Source organism: Halomonas sp. LBP4, from assembly GCF_003202205.1.
Taxonomy (GTDB): Bacteria; Pseudomonadota; Gammaproteobacteria; order Pseudomonadales; family Halomonadaceae; genus Halomonas; species Halomonas flagellata.
The window spans coordinates 1,271,593-1,286,096 of sequence record NZ_PDOG01000001.1 but is presented as its reverse complement, the minus strand read 5'-3'; the positions used below and the strand labels follow the sequence as shown (position 1 = coordinate 1,286,096).

The window sequence follows — 14,504 nt, the reverse complement described above, 5'->3', positions numbered from 1 at the left end:
CGGTCGCGGTCGGGCCACTGGGGATCGGCCGGGTTGTGCTTGAGGTGGTCGTTCCACAGCACCTCGGCGATGTCGGCCATGCCCATGGGGGCGCCGGGGTGGCCGGAGTTGGCCTTCTGGACGGCATCCATGGAGAGGGCGCGAATGGCATTGGCCAGTTCGAAACGGGACGGCATTGCGATACTCCTGCGGTCAGTGGGCGGCGAGACGGTCGGCGATCAGAGCCTCGAGGCGGGCCTGGTCCTCGGCGAAGCGGCGGATGCCCTCGGCCAGCTTGTCGTTGGCCATGGCGTCCTGGTTGTGGCCCCAGCGGAACGCGGGCTCGGTGAGCGGTGCCGGCCGTGACCCGCTGGCGGATTCCGGGGTCACCCGGCGCTCCACCTCGCCGTCGCTGGCGGCGAGCTCCTCGAGCAGCGCCGGCGAGATGGTCAGCCTCGGGCAACCGGCCAGCGCCAGCACCTGGCCGGTGGTGCGGAAGCTCGCGCCCATCACCACGGTGTCGTAGCCGCCCCGGCTAGCGCGGGCGCAGACGCCGTGCACGAACTGCACGCCCGGGTCCTCGTCCGGGGTGTAGTCGCGCCCGGTCGCCTGCTTGTACCAGTCGGTGACCCGACCGACGAAGGGCGAGACCAGGAACACCCCGGCATCGAAGCAGGCCTGGGCCTGGGCGTCGCTGAACAGCAGGGTCAGGTTGCAGTTGATGCCTTCACGTTCCAGCACCTCGGCGGCGCGGATGCCTTCCCAGGTCGAGGCCAGCTTGATCAGCACCCGATCGCGACCGACACCGCGCTTCTCGTACAGCGCGATCAGCTCGTGGGCCTTGCGGATGCTGGCCTGGGTGTCGAAGGACAGCTTGGCGGCCACCTCGGTGGAGACGCGGCCGGGCACCACCTTGGCGATCTCGCTGCCCATGGCCACGGCAAGGGCATCGACGGCCTGCTCCGCCTGGACCTGGCGATCACCGGTCTCGGCCATGATCGAGGCCAGTTCCTCGTCGATCAGCGACTGGTAATCGGGCAGCTCGAAGGCCTTGAGGATCAGCGAGGGATTGGTGGTGGCGTCCTGGGGCCGGTAGCGCTGGATAGCGCTCAGGTCGCCGGTGTCGGCGACCACCAGGGAGTGCTGCTTGAGAGTGTCGAGTCGAGTTGTCATGGCATGGGCTCCTGCTGTGGCGTAGCGATGGTGTTCTTATGAATAGACGTTGATCATATGTTTGATCCTTTTTCCATAAAAGTCAAGGCGTGCTGGAGGGCTAGGGGTGGGGTGTTGGGCGGTCCTGATGGTAGTGGTTGCTGTGTTTTTATGTATATATCTGATATCGCTTTGTTTTCTCTTTGTTCCCACTCGAAGGCGGTGGTTGGGCAGCGGAGGGGCGGAGGTGTCTCATCTGAACGCGAGCTTTACAAATGTTCATTTGGTGATATGTTGAGAAGTGAGAGCAGAGCGATGGGCCTCCTCATCGCTCACTTCCCGTCTTCCTGTTCATAGAGGTGTTCAGACATGTCCAGCAACCCCAAGACCCTCCGTGTGGCCATCGGTGGGGATGAGGCCGCCTTTCAGCTCAAGGAAGTGCTGATCGAGCACCTGCGCTCCCTGGGTCACGAGGTCGATGATTTCGGTACCTACGATGCTGAACCGATCCTGTACCCCGATGTGGCGGTCGCGGTGGCGCAGGCGATTGCCGAGGGGCGCTTCGATCGCGGCATCCTGGTCTGTGGTACCGGCATCGGGGTGGCGATTGCGGCGAACAAGGTGCCGGGGATTCGTGCGGCCCAGGCCCACGACACCTATTCCGCGGGCAAGGCCAGGACCAGCAACGATGCCCAGATCGTGACCCTCGGTGCGCGGGTGGTGGGGCCGGAGCTCGCCAAGAGCATCGTCACGACCTTCCTGGACAACGACTTCCCGGGCGGCGCCTCGGCCGCCAAGCTGGCGCGTATTCAGGAATACGAGCGTGGGCTGCCCCATTCGCGAGTCTGATCACGACGCCTGGGGGGTGTGCTATCGTGTCCCGCTTGTCGAGAACCCGAGGCTTGTGGGACCCATGTCATGAATGAGCGTGTCGAGAATGCCGATATCGATCTGATGACCGAAATCGCCACCCTCTACTATGTGGAGGGAGAGACCCAGGAGGTCATCGCCAAGCGGCTGGGGATCTCGCGCGTGCGGGTCGGGCGCCTGCTCAAGCGGGCCCAGGCGGAGGGGATCGTCGATGTGCGGGTGCGCCAGCACCCCGCCGTCAGTGCCGAGATCGAACGGGAATTGAAGCGGCGCTTCGGCATCAAGCGCGCCCTGATCGCGCTGGATCAAGGCGACGCCGACGCCCAGCGTTCGGCGGTGGCCAGCCTGGTGGCGGATCATCTGTCGCGCAGCCTGGTGGAGGGCAGCATCGTCACCGTGGGCATGGGGCGTAATGTCGGCGCGGTCGCCGACAATGTGTTCACCCAGGGCGAACGGCAGTGCTCCTTCGTCTGCGCCATCGGCGGGTCCCAGCGGGCCGGCGAGTACATGAATCCCGACCATATCTGCCGCCGCCTGGCGGTGAGGTTCGGCGGCGATAGCGAGACGCTCTACGCCCCCGCCCTGGTGCAGAGCACGGCACTGCGCGACGAACTCTACGAGAACCACACGGTCAGGCAGACCCTGGACCGCGCTCGTCGCGCCGACTTCGCGCTGGTCGGCGTCGGCGACCTCAGCGAGGACAGCAACATGGTACGCATGGGCTGGTTCTCTCCCCAGGAGATCGCCGAGGCGCGCCTCTCCGGCACGGTGGGCGACATCATGGGTTGCCACTTCATCGATATCCATGGCCGGCCTTCGGCCACGCCCATGCAGGGGCGCGTGATCGGGCTCGGCCTCACCGATCTGGCGCGCATACCCGATGTCATCGCCATCGCCAGCGAGAACACCAAGGCGGCGGGCATTCTCGGCGCACTGCGCACCGGGGTAGTGGATACCCTGGCCACCAGTGCGACCAATGCGCATACCATACTGCGCCTCGATGAGGCGACGATGGTGGAGCCTTGACGCCCCGCTCGACGTTGCACCGGCTCACTCTCTCACGACGAATCGCCCCGGGCTCCATGAGCCCGGGGCGTTGTCGTGGGGGAGGTGGGGAGTCGTGGCGGCGTGGCTCAGTGGGTCACGCCGGGAATTGGCACCTGGCGCGGGCAGGCGTCGCCATCGGGGCCGAACAGGTGGCAGCGCTCACCGGCGAGCCCCAGTGCGATGGCCTGGTCATCCTCGAGGTGGGTCAGGCCGTCGAGGCGCTGGGTGATGGTCGCCGCGACGCCGTCGAGGCGCAGGTGGGCGAGGGTCTCGTAGCCGAGCTTCTCGGCGACCATCAGCCGGGCCCGCAGGCGCACCTCGGCCTGGTCGGGGGCGACGAAGTCCTCGGCGCGCACGCCGAGCGTGGCGCTGTCGCCGGCCCTGAGGCGTGCCCCGTCCACCGCCACGGCCAGGGTGTCGCCGCTCGGCAGGCGCACGGCGGTGCGCTGGCGGCCCGGGTCGACCACCGTGACCGGCAGGGTGTTGATGCGCGGCGAGCCGATGAACTCGGCGACCTCGAGGGTCCTGGGGAAGTGGTAGAGCGACAGCGGGGGGCCGACCTGGGCGATGCGCCCGCGCGCGAGCAGCACGATGCGATCGGCGAGCGTCATGGCCTCGACCTGGTCGTGGGTCACGTAGATCATGGTGGCGCGCAGGCGCAGGCGCAGGCGCCGGTGCAGCTCGGCGATCTGCACCCGCATGTCGACGCGCAGGGCGGCGTCGAGGTTCGAGAGCGGCTCGTCGAACAGGAACACCGCCGGTTCCTTGACCAGGGTGCGGCCGATGGCCACCCGCTGGCGCTGGCCGCCGGAGAGGTCCTTGGGTCGGCGCTCGAGCAGTTCGGTGAGGTGCAGCATCTCGGCGGCATGGTCCACGCGGCGGCGGATCTCGGCCTTGTCGGTACGGGCGAGCTTCAGGCCGAAGGCCATGTTCTCGGCCACGCTCATGTGCGGATAGAGGGCGTAGGACTGGAACACCATGCCGATGTCCCGCTCCTGGGGCGGGATCTCGTTGATGCGCTCGCCGTTCAGGCACATCTCGCCGCGGGTGATGTCCTCGAGCCCGGCGATCATGCGCAGCAGGGTCGACTTGCCGCAGCCCGAGGGGCCGACGAAGACGACGAATTCGCCATCCTCGATGGCCAGGTCGATGCCCCGCGAGATCTCGACCCCGTCGTAGTCCTTGCCGATGTCTTCGAGTGTCAGACGTCCCATGACAGTTCCTCCTCAGCGGGGCAGCGCGCGATGGCGATGCCGTAGGGTGGCAGCGTCAACTGGCCATCGGCCCAGCGGCCGTTGACCAGGGCCGGCGCCGCCTCCAGTGCCGCGGCGGATGCCGGGGCCGGGAGCGTGCGGGCCTCGCCCGAGAAGTTGAGCGCCACCAGCAGGCGCTGGTCGCCATGGGTGCGCTCCAGGCATAGCACCTCGTCGCGTACCGGCTGGTAGCGGACCGCCCCCTTGACCAGCGCCGGCTGCTCGCGCCGGAAGGCCAGGAAGGCGCGGGTGGCGTTGAGCAGCGACTCGGGATCGGCGTCCTGGCGGTCCACCGCCAGGTCCAGGTGCTCATCGGGCACCGGCAGCCAGGGCGCCGCGCCGGAGAAGCCGCCATGGCGGGCATCGGCCTGCCACGGCATGGGCGTGCGACAGCCATCGCGGCCCTTGTAGGACGGCCAGAAGGTGATCCCGGCGGGGTCGACCAACTGCTCGAAGGTCAGTTCGGCCTCGGTCAGCCCCAGCTCCTCGCCCTGGTAGAGGCAGACGCTGCCGCGCTGGGTGAGCAGGAAGGCCAGGTAGAGACGCAGGGCGGCCTGGTCGCCCTCGGCCTGCCAGCGGGTGGCCAGGCGCGTCACGTCGTGGTTGCCCAGCGCCCAGCAGGGCCAGCCGTCGCCGATGCGCGCCTCCATCTCGGAGAGGGTCTCGTGCAGGTAGTGCGGGTCGGCGGTCTCGGTCAGCAGGTTGAAGGAGTAGCACATGTGCAGGCGATTGCCGCCCTGGGTGTATTCGGCCATCACCCCCAGGGAGTCGTCGTCGCCCACCTCGCCGACGCTGGTGGTGCCGGGATACTCGTCGAGCAGGGCACGCAGCCGTTCCAGGAACACCAGGTTCTCGGGCTGGGTCTTGTCGTGGATGTGCCGCTGGAAACCGTAGGGGTTGTCCGGGCGCACGCCGATGGCGCCTTCCTCGATCAGCGTCGAGGGCGGGTTGTCCTCGAGCGCACCATGGGTGCAGAAGTTGACGGCATCCAGGCGGAAACCGTCGACGCCGCGCTCCAGCCAGAAGCGCACCTCGCCGAGGATCGCCTCGACGACGTCGGGGTGGCGGAAGTTGAGGTCCGGCTGCTCAACCAGGAAGTTGTGCAGGTAGTACTGGCAGCGGCGGGTGTCCCACTGCCAGGCGGGCCCGCCGAACACCGACTGCCAGTTGGTCGGCGGCGAGCCGTCGGGGCGCGCGTCGGCCCACACGTACCAGTCGGCCCGGGGATTGTCGCGGCTTGCCCGGCTTTCCTCGAACCAGGGGTGCTGGTCGGAGGTGTGGGAGAGCACCTGGTCGATGGTCACCTTGAGGCCGCGGGCGTGGGCGGCCTCCACCAGGCGGTCGAAGTCCTCCAGGGTGCCGAACATCGGATCGACGCCCCGGTAGTCGCTGACGTCGTAGCCGAAGTCCTTCATCGGCGAGGTGAAGAAGGGCGACAGCCAGATGGCGTCGACATTGAGCGAGGCGATGTAGTCGAGCTTGTCGATCACGCCCTGGAGGTCGCCGATGCCATCATCGTTGGCATCCATGAAGCTGCGCGGGTAGATCTGGTAGATCACCGCGCCGCGCCACCAGTCGGCGCCGTGCTTGCCGAAATAGGGGGAAGTCTCTGTGGTCATGCACCTTGTCCTTGTCGTGGGCCCCGCGCGGGCGTGAGCCGCAGGAAAAAACCGTCAGGCTTATGGTGGCGGCAATGTCGGCCAGGGACATCCTCCCGAAGGGAGGAGGGACGGCGTAGAAGGGGGGGAGGAGCCTACTCCCCCCGAATCCGGGCGAGCAGGTCGCCGGCCAGGGCAATGGCTTCCTCGCGGCGGCGGATGTTCTGCTTCTGGTAGAGGCTCCTGATATGGGTCTTGATGGTGGTCGGGGCCACCACGAGCTGCTCGGCGATCTGCTCGTTGGAGAGCCCGGCATGGATCAGGCCGAGGATCTGCCACTCGCGGCGGGTCAGCGGCGAGGTGCGGATCAGCTCGGGGACGTCGGGGCACGAGACGATGTCGGCGATCACCGATTCGTCGAGCATCAGCCTGACGCCGCGGCCGAAGTCGCGCTGGCGGCCGGCCAGCTCGACGAGCCGCCGCGCCCGGGCAGTGGCCAGGTCGTCGAGCCGGTCGGTCGCCAGCAGGGCCTGCAGCATCTCGCCGAGGGGGCGGCCGAGGCGCAGGAAACTGCCGACCAGGGCCGTGCGGGAGGCGAGCTCCAGGGCCTGGGCGAGATGCTCCAGCGCCGCCTCGTGCCGGCCGCGCTGCCACTCCAGGGCGGCCAGGCAGAGCCGGTTGCGATTGGCGTCGGTGACCAGGCCGAGGCGTTCGGTCCGCGCCTCCAGGGCCGTCAGCAGGGCATGGGCCTCGTCATGCCGGCCGAGCAGGGTCAGGGCGCGGGCATGGTTGCGCAGGTTGCACTGGGCGAAGTGGTTGCTGGCCGTAGCCGGGTCGCCCGGCGGGGCCTCCTGCCACCAGCGGGCCACGGCATCGAGGTCCTCGGTGGACTGCCACCAGGCCAGCAGGGTGGCGTGGGCATTGGCCAGCCAGTCGATGTGATAGTCACCCTCGGCGAGGATCTTGCGCAGGCGGCGGATATGGTCGGCGCACTGGGCCTGGTCGCCACGGGCCTGGGCCACCTTGGCCAGGCTGATGTGACACTGCAGGCTCCAGCGCTCGCCCTGGTTGTCGAGCACGGCGATCCCCTTCAGCGCCGCCTGCTCGGATTCGTCCAGCCGGTGCCACTCCCACAGCAGCTGGCTACGGATACGGTAGAGGAACTCCGAGACCGGCAGGCGATCCAGTCCGCTCTGTTCGACGTGGGCGATGGCCCGTTCCTGGACGTCGAAGGCGGCCTGCAGTCGCCCCTGGGCGACCAGGGTCTCCGACTGGTGGCAGAGCGACCAGAGCCGTAGCTGATCGTCGCCGATGCGCCCCGCCTCGCGTTCCACCTCGGCGATGCGCTCGAGGGACTCGGCGAGATGCCCCTGCACGAAGCGCGACTCGGCCAGGATCGCCGCCGCCGAGACCGGCGTGGCCGCGAGATAGCGGGCGGGCCGGGTCAGCGCACGCTCGGCCAGGGGGGCGGCCCGTTCGGCGTCGCCCTGGTTGATGGCCAACTGGGCACGCAGGGTGGCGAACTCGGCGGCGAGCTCCTGCCACGCCGGCGTCTCGAGCTGGGCCTCTATCCAGTCGATGGCCTGCCGCGTGCGCGAGAACTGGTACTGGGCGTGGGTGACCCAGCCGTGCAGCAGCGTCAAGTGTGGCGAGGCGGCAAGGCGTGTGTCGCCCAGGCTCGCCAGTGCCCGGGCCATCAGCGAGAAGTGGCCATTGGCCAGCAGGTGGGGGCCGTGTTCCTCGAGCAGGGTGGTCAGCGCCTCGGGGTCGCCCGCCTCGATGGCCTGACCCAGGGCCATGGCCGGGTCGTTCAGCGCCAGCCAGGCCTGGCTGGCACGCCGGTGCAGCTGGCGCTGGGTTTCCGGGCTCAGCTCGTCGCGGCGATGGCGCAGGTAGCCGGCGAACAGCCAATGGAAGCGGAACCACTGGTCATGGGGATCGAGCCGCTGAAGGAAGAGGCCGCGCCGCTCCAGCGCCTCGAGGCGCTGGAAGACCCGGTCGCCCTCGACCAGGCGGGCCACCAGGGCCGGCGAGAAGCGCTCGAGCACGCCGAGCTGGAGCAGCAGCCGGCGATCCGGTTCGTCGAGCGACTGTTGCAGCAGGTCGTCGAACCAGGCGACGAAGTCGGGGTGGGCGCCGCCGAGGCGGTCGACCAGACTGTCGAAGCCGGCCCGGGTCGTGGTACGTTCGATCAGCCAGGCCAGCGCCATGACCCAGCCCTCGGTGCGACGCAGGGCGCGCTCGAGACTGACCCGGGTGGGCGGGAAGCTGAGCTGCTCGGCGCACAGGGTCTGGGCCTCCTCCAGGTCGAAGGCCAGGTCGAGCAGGCCGATCTCCTCGAGCTCGCCGCGCAGGCGCAGCGCCGGGAGGCCCAATGCCGGGCGAGTGCGCGAGATCAGCGTCAGCGTCAGCCAGGCCGGCTGGTGGCGCAGCCAGTGACTGAGCCCCGCGAGGATGTCGGGGTGCGAGAGGTGCTCGAACTCGTCGATCACCAGCCGGCAGGGCTCGGCGACCTCGGGCAGCGCGGTGAGCCAGGCCTCCACGGCGGCGTCGAAGCCCTGGCCGTCGTGCGGCGCCGGGGCGCGTGCCAGTGGTTCGCTGGCCGATGCGTCGCGGCAGAGCGCCGCCAGGGCGGCATGGAAGTAGCCGGCAAAGCGTGCCGGATCGTCGTCGCGCTCGTCCAGTCGCAGCCAGGCGGCCCGCTGCTCCAGGGCCGGCAGGCGTTCGGCCACGAGCGTGCTCTTGCCGTAACCGGGCGGTGCCTGCACCACCAGCACGCGGATGCGCTCGTCGAGCACGAAACGATCATTGAGGCGCGGGCGTGCCACCAGCGACGGTGGCAGGGGCGGCGGTGCGAGTTTTTCCTGGATCAGCGGCATCGGGTTCGGGGTCGGGTCCTGGGTGGAACGGGCCCCCCAGTATGCCCGAGCGGCACCGACCTGCGGGCGGGTTACGACGAAGGTCAAAGGCAAGTCGCCGGTAATGCGCTATGCTGCCGCCCATGTCGTAAGGGAGGACGTGATGTGACAGGGATAGTCTACTGGCTGGACATGGCAGGGGTGATCGTCTTCGCGCTGTCGGGGGTGATTCTCGCCTGCCGCTCGCGCATGGATCCCTTCGGCATGCTGGTGCTGGCGGCGGTGACCGGCATTGGCGGCGGTACCCTGCGTGACCTGGTGCTGGGGGTCCGGCCGGTGTTCTGGGTCGCTGACCCGGTCTATCTCTGGGTGATCCTGGGCACGGTGGGGCTGTCGATCCTGGGATTTCACTATATCCACCGCCTGTCGCGGGTCTTCCTGCCGGTGGCCGATGCCTTCGGCCTGGCCCTGTTCACCGTGATCGGCACCCACGAGGCATTGCTGCTCGAGGCCCCCGGTGTGGTGGCGGTGCTGATGGGGCTGTTGACCGGAGTGGCCGGCGGCATGGTGCGCGACGTGCTGGCGCGCCGAATGCCCATGGTGTTGCGCCGGGAGGTCTATGCCACGGCCTCCATTGCCGGCGGCGTGACCTATGTGATGCTGGAGGCGTTGGGAAGCCCCGTCGCGGTGACCATCACCCTGGCCCTCGGGGTCACGCTCTGCCTGCGCCTGGCGGCCATCCACTGGCGGCTGGCGCTGCCGGTCTTCGCCTGGATCGTCATCCCGCGAGCAGCCGGGAACGGCACGGCCGCGGGCAGTCAGGGGGAGGGGACGGCCCCTTCCACCGCCAGGCCCAAGGTGAGGGTCAGGCTGATTCGCCCGGGGCAGTCGAAACGCAAATCGAGGTCAGAACCATGAGCATCCAGACACCACGTCGTGGCTTTCCGTTCCTCCACTGGGCATGGCTTGGCCTGCTGGTACTGCTTGCCGGCTGTGCCGCCCTCGCGCCGGAGCCCGAACGCGAGCGCCACCGTCAGGCGGGGCTCGCCATCCAGGCCGTCTACGAGGCGGCGCTGCCCGAGTTGCCGCCGAACAAGCAGCGCCACTATGCCCAGCGGCTCTATCGCATCACCGGCGATGACCGTTACCTCGAACTCAACCGTGAGTATGGCCAGCGCCTGCTGCAGCAGCTCGACGAGGAGATCGCCGGACTGGCCGATCCCGGTCATGCCGCCGAGCGCAGCCGCGAGATCGTCGAGGCGTATTCCCAGCGCACCGCCAAGCAGCGGGCCAGGCGGAAAATGCTGGCCGACTGGGGGGAGATCGCCTTCGCCAAGCAACTGCTCTTTCGCCTGGTTCAGGCCGAGTACCATGGCCTTTTGCCGGAAATCGAGAACCTGGAGCGGGCGCGGGAATATCTCGCCGGGGTCGACTGGCGGCCCTTTTTCGTCGATCCGGAGGTCATGCGCATCTATGCGGCGCAGGTGGCCAACCAGGTGATGTTCCTGCATCAACTGGGTATCGCCGATCTGCGCCGCGAGGTGGTCGAGGCCTTCCGGCGCCAGTACCCGGCCGGTAGTACCAGGCAGCTGAGTGAGCAGGAGTACCGCAACAAGCTCTACGGCATGACCCACTTCGTGATCGCCGCGAGCCGTTACTACCAGCAGCGCGTGGATGCCGAGGAGTTTGCCTGGGTACTGGAAGCGTTCGAGCGGGATATCGAGGGCATACTGGCTCGGGCCACCGAGGATATCCAGGCCGAGGTCGCCCTGAGTTTCCTGCTGGCCGGACGGGAGGAGCATCCCGTGGTGAACCGGGTCAGCGATGCCCTGGTGGCGGCCATTGACCCCGCGGCGGGCATGATTCCTTCACCTTCGGGGAGCACCGACCTGGCGCGGGGCGAACACCGTAATGTGCTGGCCATCATGGTGTTGCGCTGGCCGGAAACGCTCTATGCGGGGCCGCACCTGTCCGTGAGCGGATCTCTCCATGAGCAAGTCATGAGGTTGTCGCCGCGCATCGCCGCCGGTGAGGCATGGCGGCCGCGAGTTGAGGAGAAAGCTGCTGCTTTATGTGTCGATAAAGTGGCTTCAACTCTTCATGCATCGCCGTTTCGGCCTGCCGCTGGTCGATGTAGAAGGCCGCCCTCGGGCCATGGTAGTCGATCAGGTCGCCGACCTGCTGGAAGCTCAACCCTGATATCTTGAGGAGCCTCGCAAAGCGTGGCTCCATCATGGCGAACACATGCTGCCTTTTCGCCATGCCCACGATGGCCGTCGCGGCAAAGAACAGGCTTAGCCCTACCGGTAGAGACCGATGCTTGGCCTCCAGGTCGTGAATGTCCTTTTCCTTGACGCCCGCGATATTGCTTCTGGCCTTTCTGAATGAGGGATGTACCGCGAGTCTGGAAACTTCGCAGATGTTCTCCCTGGGAAAGGAGTCGGGATGCAGAGAGGGATGTGTCAGGCTCTGGCCGCCGTAGGTGAGAAGCGGAAGCTTTCGGCCCGAAAGGTCGCAGCCGAACCGTGGCAGGACGACACGCATGCAGCCTACCGTCAAGCCCGTCTGGTTGTGTTCGACGACACAATGAATGGCATGATCGTCGAAGACGTCATATTCAAGCTGACGCTCGGCATCCGTGGGGGGCTCGTAGTGCAACTCCGCGCAGTAGACATCATGGCGCAAGTGGAAGGCACGGCGCTTTTCCTGTTCGTTACAAGGTAGCTTGAAGCTGAACTCGTTTCTGAAACAATCGAATAGCTCTGTGATCGACCGACCTTTCCTGGGGGGTGAGGGGGTGGGGGCCATGTGATGATTCCCTTGCACAGTGGAGGTGTCAGAAACGAGTGTTCTTGTAAGTATTATATTAGCTTTTTTTTGTAAGCATACCGAAAGCCTCTTCGATAGCAATAGGCCTGCCGAGATGGAAGCCCTGTCCATAGGAGATGCCGTACGACTGAAGAATCGGTATCAGGGCTTCCTGATCGACGAATTCGGCGATGGCCTGCTTGCCGAAGCCGCTGGCGATATCGGCAATCGCCTTCACGATGACTCGACTGTCGGCACTCACCGGCAGGCTGCGGATGAAGCTTCCGTCGATCTTGATGTAGTCCACCGGTAGCTGCCCCAGATAATGGAAGCTGCTGAAGCCGACGCCGAAATCATCCAGGGCCGTGCGGCAGCCCAGGTCGCGCATGGCCTGCAGCACCCCGCGCGCGGTGGAAAAGTCGGTCACGGCGGCGGTCTCGGTGATTTCCAGGATCAGGTAGTTCGGGTCGGCGCCACTGGTGGTGAGTTCGTCGGCGAGGAATTGCTTCAGGCCGTCGTCATGGAGGGACTGCCCCGAGAGGTTGACTGCCAGGCTGATGCCCCTCTCCTGCAGCTGTCTCAGGGCCTGCAGGCTGTGGTGAAGTACCCAGCGGTCGATCTGGACGATCTGGCCGCTGCGTTCCGCCAGCGGGATGAAACGACCGGGCGAGACCAGGTTGCCGCCGGGGTCGCGCATCCGCAACAGCACCTCGTAGTGACGAACATCCCGGTCCTCGAGGCGCATGATGGGCTGCACCATCAGTGCGAAGTCGTCGTTCTTGAGGGCCTTGCGTACGCGCTCGACCCAATAGACCCGCTCCTGCAGTTCATCCTTGGCATTCTCGAGGGGAGAGAGCAGGTGCCAGCGCTGGATGCCATCCACCTTGGCCTTGTACATGGCCACATCGGCATTGGCCATCAGGTCGGTGGAGTTGTCGCCGAGGGCCGGGAACAGGGCGATGCCGGTGCTGGCGATGACCCGGTGACGTCTTCCCCCGGCATTGAAGCGGATGGACTCGAGCAGGTGGTTGATCTGCTGGGCGACACGCACCCCCTGCTCGGCATCGGCCCCTTCCAGCAGCAGCGCGAACTCGTCACCCCCCAGCCGGGCGATCACGCCGCGATGGCCCAGCTCCTGGAAGAGCGTATCGGCGACCTTGCGTAGCAGCCGGTCCCCCGCCTGGTGGCCGCTCAGTTCGTTGACGTCCTTGAACTGGTCGAGATCCATCAGCAGCACGGCACCAACCTGGCCCTGCTTCAGGGCGCTACCGAGGGCTTCCTGGAAATAACGGCGGTTGTAGAGCCCGGTCAGCACATCGCGCTCGGCCAGCCAGGTCAGTCGTGCTTCCGCTGCCTTGCGCTCGGTGATGTCGAGCCCCACGGAGATGCGTGCCGTGGTACCGTCGTTGCCGGTGGGCAAGGGGGCATGGTACCAGGCGATGGTACGGTGTCGGCCTTCCGTCATCAGCAGGGTGCGTTCCTCCTGATGCGGCACGGCGAGCCCCGTGGTGCCGACGGTCGGGGCCGAGAAAACGTCATCGAAGTGTCGTCCCAGCAGCTTCTCTTCCCGCACCGCCATCACGGACAGGGCGTAGTCGTTGACCAGGCTGATCCGCCCATGCTCGTCCTGGGTGACGATGAAGACGCGAGCGGTATCCAGCAGGCTGCCGACGAAGTCCCGCTCGCGGGCCAGTTCCTCGACCCGCTCGGCCAGCTGTTCGCCACGGGCGCTGACCTCCTGCTCCAGGGTCTCCAGCTGGCTCGAGAGCTCGAGGGTGGTGCCTTCCAGTACGTCGATCTCGTCGCTGAGCCGGCGCCTGGGGCGGGGAATGGCGGCACGTGCCTCGGCGAAGCCGCCATGGGCGAGCACCGGCAGGACTCCGGCGAGGCGCCGCAGGCGTGCCATGGGGCTCAGCAGGATGGCCAGCAGCAGCAGCTCGGCGGCCAGCCAGCCGCCCAGGCCGACGAGCATCAGGGTGCGGGTATCCTGGCCGATGGCGCGGATCTGGGGGGTGATGTCCGATGCCATCAGGAAGTAGCCCGTGCTGCGGCGGTCGCTGTCCTCCTCCATGCGTACCGCGCTGAGCTCGATGTCGCGTCCGCGATGGCGAAACTGCAGCGGTACCTGTAAGAGCTCGCGCAGCGACGCCTGTTGCGAGGCGCTTCTCAACAGCGAGAGACTCTCCTCCTGACGGGTCAGGGCCACCAGGTGGCCGTTCCAGGCCTCCAGGTGGCGCTCGGTGTCCCCCCTGTCGTCCGGCATGGCGCCGGTGACCAGCAGGGCGACGTCACTGCCGGAGACCTGCTGGGCCTGGCGAGTCACGTCGGCCAGCGAACGTGACAGGATCACGATGCCGGCGCTCTGGCCCTCGACCAGCACCGGTACCGCGGCATACTGCCGGCAATCGTTGGAGCAGCGCAGGGCGGTCAGCGGCATCTCGGTGTCCATGACTCGGCGGACCCAGGCCTGGATCGGACGTACACTCTGTGCCTGGCCCTCCTCCCCCCACTCGGCCAGTTGTGCGCCTCGAGAGTCGAAGACGAGTATCTCGTCGATACCCGCTTCGAGCTGCAGGGTCGGCCACTGGGGGCTGAGGGACTCGAGGATGTCGCTCTGGTCGCGTTGCTCCAGTGCGGGGCCGAAGTGCGGTGCGGCGGCGACCAGGGCCGCGAGCTGACGCAGGCTATCCTCGGAGCGCTGCAGGGCGAGACGGATCTCGCGCATATGGCGCTCATTGTGCTCGTCGCGGCCCTCCTGGAACTGGCGCGTCAGGTTGGCATGGCCGAGCCACGAGAACAGCACCACCAGGCCCAGCAGCAAGAGGCTGCTGAGCGCAATGACCCGCCAGGTCAGGCTCAGGCGGTGTCGTGTTCCATGGACTTTCGTGACACTCATTCCAGCATGTCCCGGGCCGGTGGAGGGGATGCCGCGAGCCCGG

Annotated in this window: 10 protein-coding genes and 1 pseudogene; 4 read left to right on the top strand and 7 right to left on the bottom strand. The window is 67.3% G+C overall.

Annotated features, from left to right (window positions below):
* Both CR157_RS23295 and tal read right to left on the bottom strand, forming a co-directional pair.
* The coding region (locus CR157_RS23295) for a hypothetical protein (RefSeq protein ID WP_146218658.1) at positions 1-176 on the bottom strand (176 nt) is incomplete at its 3' end.
* Positions 177-192: 16 nt separating this feature from the next.
* Positions 193-1,152 carry a transaldolase gene (gene tal, locus CR157_RS05910; RefSeq protein ID WP_110282556.1) on the bottom strand — a complete coding sequence of 320 codons (960 nt, stop codon included), beginning with the start codon at positions 1,150-1,152 and terminating at the stop codon, positions 193-195.
* 348 nt (positions 1,153-1,500) lie between these two features.
* On the opposite strand from tal, the gene rpiB reads away from it, so the two are divergent.
* Entirely contained in the window at positions 1,501-1,980 is a 480-nt protein-coding gene (gene rpiB, locus CR157_RS05905; RefSeq protein ID WP_110282555.1) for a ribose 5-phosphate isomerase B, read from the top strand.
* A 69-nt stretch (positions 1,981-2,049) separates the two neighbouring features.
* The gene (locus tag CR157_RS05900; RefSeq protein WP_110282554.1) at positions 2,050-3,027 is read left to right on the top strand and encodes a sugar-binding transcriptional regulator; all 978 of its coding nucleotides are present in this window, start codon (positions 2,050-2,052) and stop codon (positions 3,025-3,027) included.
* Positions 3,028-3,134: 107 nt separating this feature from the next.
* Here the strand turns inward: CR157_RS05900 and ugpC are convergent, their stop codons facing one another.
* From ugpC to malT, 3 genes are all read right to left on the bottom strand, one after another.
* Positions 3,135-4,262, bottom strand: a complete 1,128-nt coding sequence (gene ugpC / locus CR157_RS05895) for a sn-glycerol-3-phosphate ABC transporter ATP-binding protein UgpC (RefSeq protein WP_110282553.1) — start codon at positions 4,260-4,262, stop codon at positions 3,135-3,137.
* Positions 4,250-5,920, bottom strand: a complete 1,671-nt coding sequence (locus CR157_RS05890) for an alpha-glucosidase (RefSeq protein WP_110282552.1) — start codon at positions 5,918-5,920, stop codon at positions 4,250-4,252. The genes ugpC and CR157_RS05890 overlap by 13 nt, the downstream gene beginning before the upstream one ends.
* Before the next feature lie 134 nt (positions 5,921-6,054).
* Positions 6,055-8,778, bottom strand: a complete 2,724-nt coding sequence (gene malT, locus CR157_RS05885; RefSeq protein ID WP_110282551.1) for an HTH-type transcriptional regulator MalT — start codon at positions 8,776-8,778, stop codon at positions 6,055-6,057.
* A gap of 144 nt (positions 8,779-8,922) precedes the next feature.
* On the opposite strand from malT, the gene CR157_RS05880 reads away from it, so the two are divergent.
* Both CR157_RS05880 and CR157_RS05875 read left to right on the top strand, forming a co-directional pair.
* Complete coding sequence (locus CR157_RS05880; RefSeq protein WP_110282550.1) at positions 8,923-9,675, top strand: trimeric intracellular cation channel family protein; 753 nt, start codon at positions 8,923-8,925, stop codon at positions 9,673-9,675.
* Positions 9,672-10,964, top strand: a complete 1,293-nt coding sequence (locus CR157_RS05875) for a DUF3541 domain-containing protein (RefSeq protein ID WP_258364072.1) — start codon at positions 9,672-9,674, stop codon at positions 10,962-10,964. Before CR157_RS05880 ends, CR157_RS05875 begins: the two co-directional genes overlap by 4 nt.
* On the opposite strand, the pseudogene CR157_RS23290 reads toward CR157_RS05875, so the two are convergent.
* Both CR157_RS23290 and CR157_RS05865 read right to left on the bottom strand, forming a co-directional pair.
* Positions 10,879-11,565 (bottom strand): annotated as a pseudogene (locus tag CR157_RS23290) (PEP-CTERM/exosortase system-associated acyltransferase); the annotation flags it as partial. The gene CR157_RS05875 and the pseudogene CR157_RS23290 overlap by 86 nt on opposite strands.
* Positions 11,566-11,623: 58 nt before the next feature.
* On the bottom strand, positions 11,624-14,461 hold the full coding sequence (locus CR157_RS05865) for a bifunctional diguanylate cyclase/phosphodiesterase (protein ID WP_110282548.1): 2,838 nt from the start codon (positions 14,459-14,461) through the stop codon (positions 11,624-11,626).
* Between the last annotated feature and the right edge of the window lie 43 nt (positions 14,462-14,504).

What these genes read in the sequence shown, in the direction of transcription:
- rpiB (WP_110282555.1), top strand. Translation starts at nt 1,501, where the DNA reads ATGTCCAGCAACCCCAAGACCCTCCGTGTGGCCATCGGTGGGGATGAG.
- CR157_RS05875 (WP_258364072.1), top strand. Translation starts at nt 9,672, where the DNA reads ATGAGCATCCAGACACCACGTCGTGGCTTTCCGTTCCTCCACTGGGCA.
- ugpC (WP_110282553.1), bottom strand. Translation starts at nt 4,262, where the DNA reads ATGGGACGTCTGACACTCGAAGACATCGGCAAGGACTACGACGGGGTC.
- CR157_RS05900 (WP_110282554.1), top strand. Translation starts at nt 2,050, where the DNA reads ATGAATGAGCGTGTCGAGAATGCCGATATCGATCTGATGACCGAAATC.
- tal (WP_110282556.1), bottom strand. Translation starts at nt 1,152, where the DNA reads ATGACAACTCGACTCGACACTCTCAAGCAGCACTCCCTGGTGGTCGCC.
- malT (WP_110282551.1), bottom strand. Translation starts at nt 8,778, where the DNA reads ATGCCGCTGATCCAGGAAAAACTCGCACCGCCGCCCCTGCCACCGTCG.
- CR157_RS05865 (WP_110282548.1), bottom strand. Translation starts at nt 14,461, where the DNA reads ATGAGTGTCACGAAAGTCCATGGAACACGACACCGCCTGAGCCTGACC.
- CR157_RS05890 (WP_110282552.1), bottom strand. Translation starts at nt 5,920, where the DNA reads ATGACCACAGAGACTTCCCCCTATTTCGGCAAGCACGGCGCCGACTGG.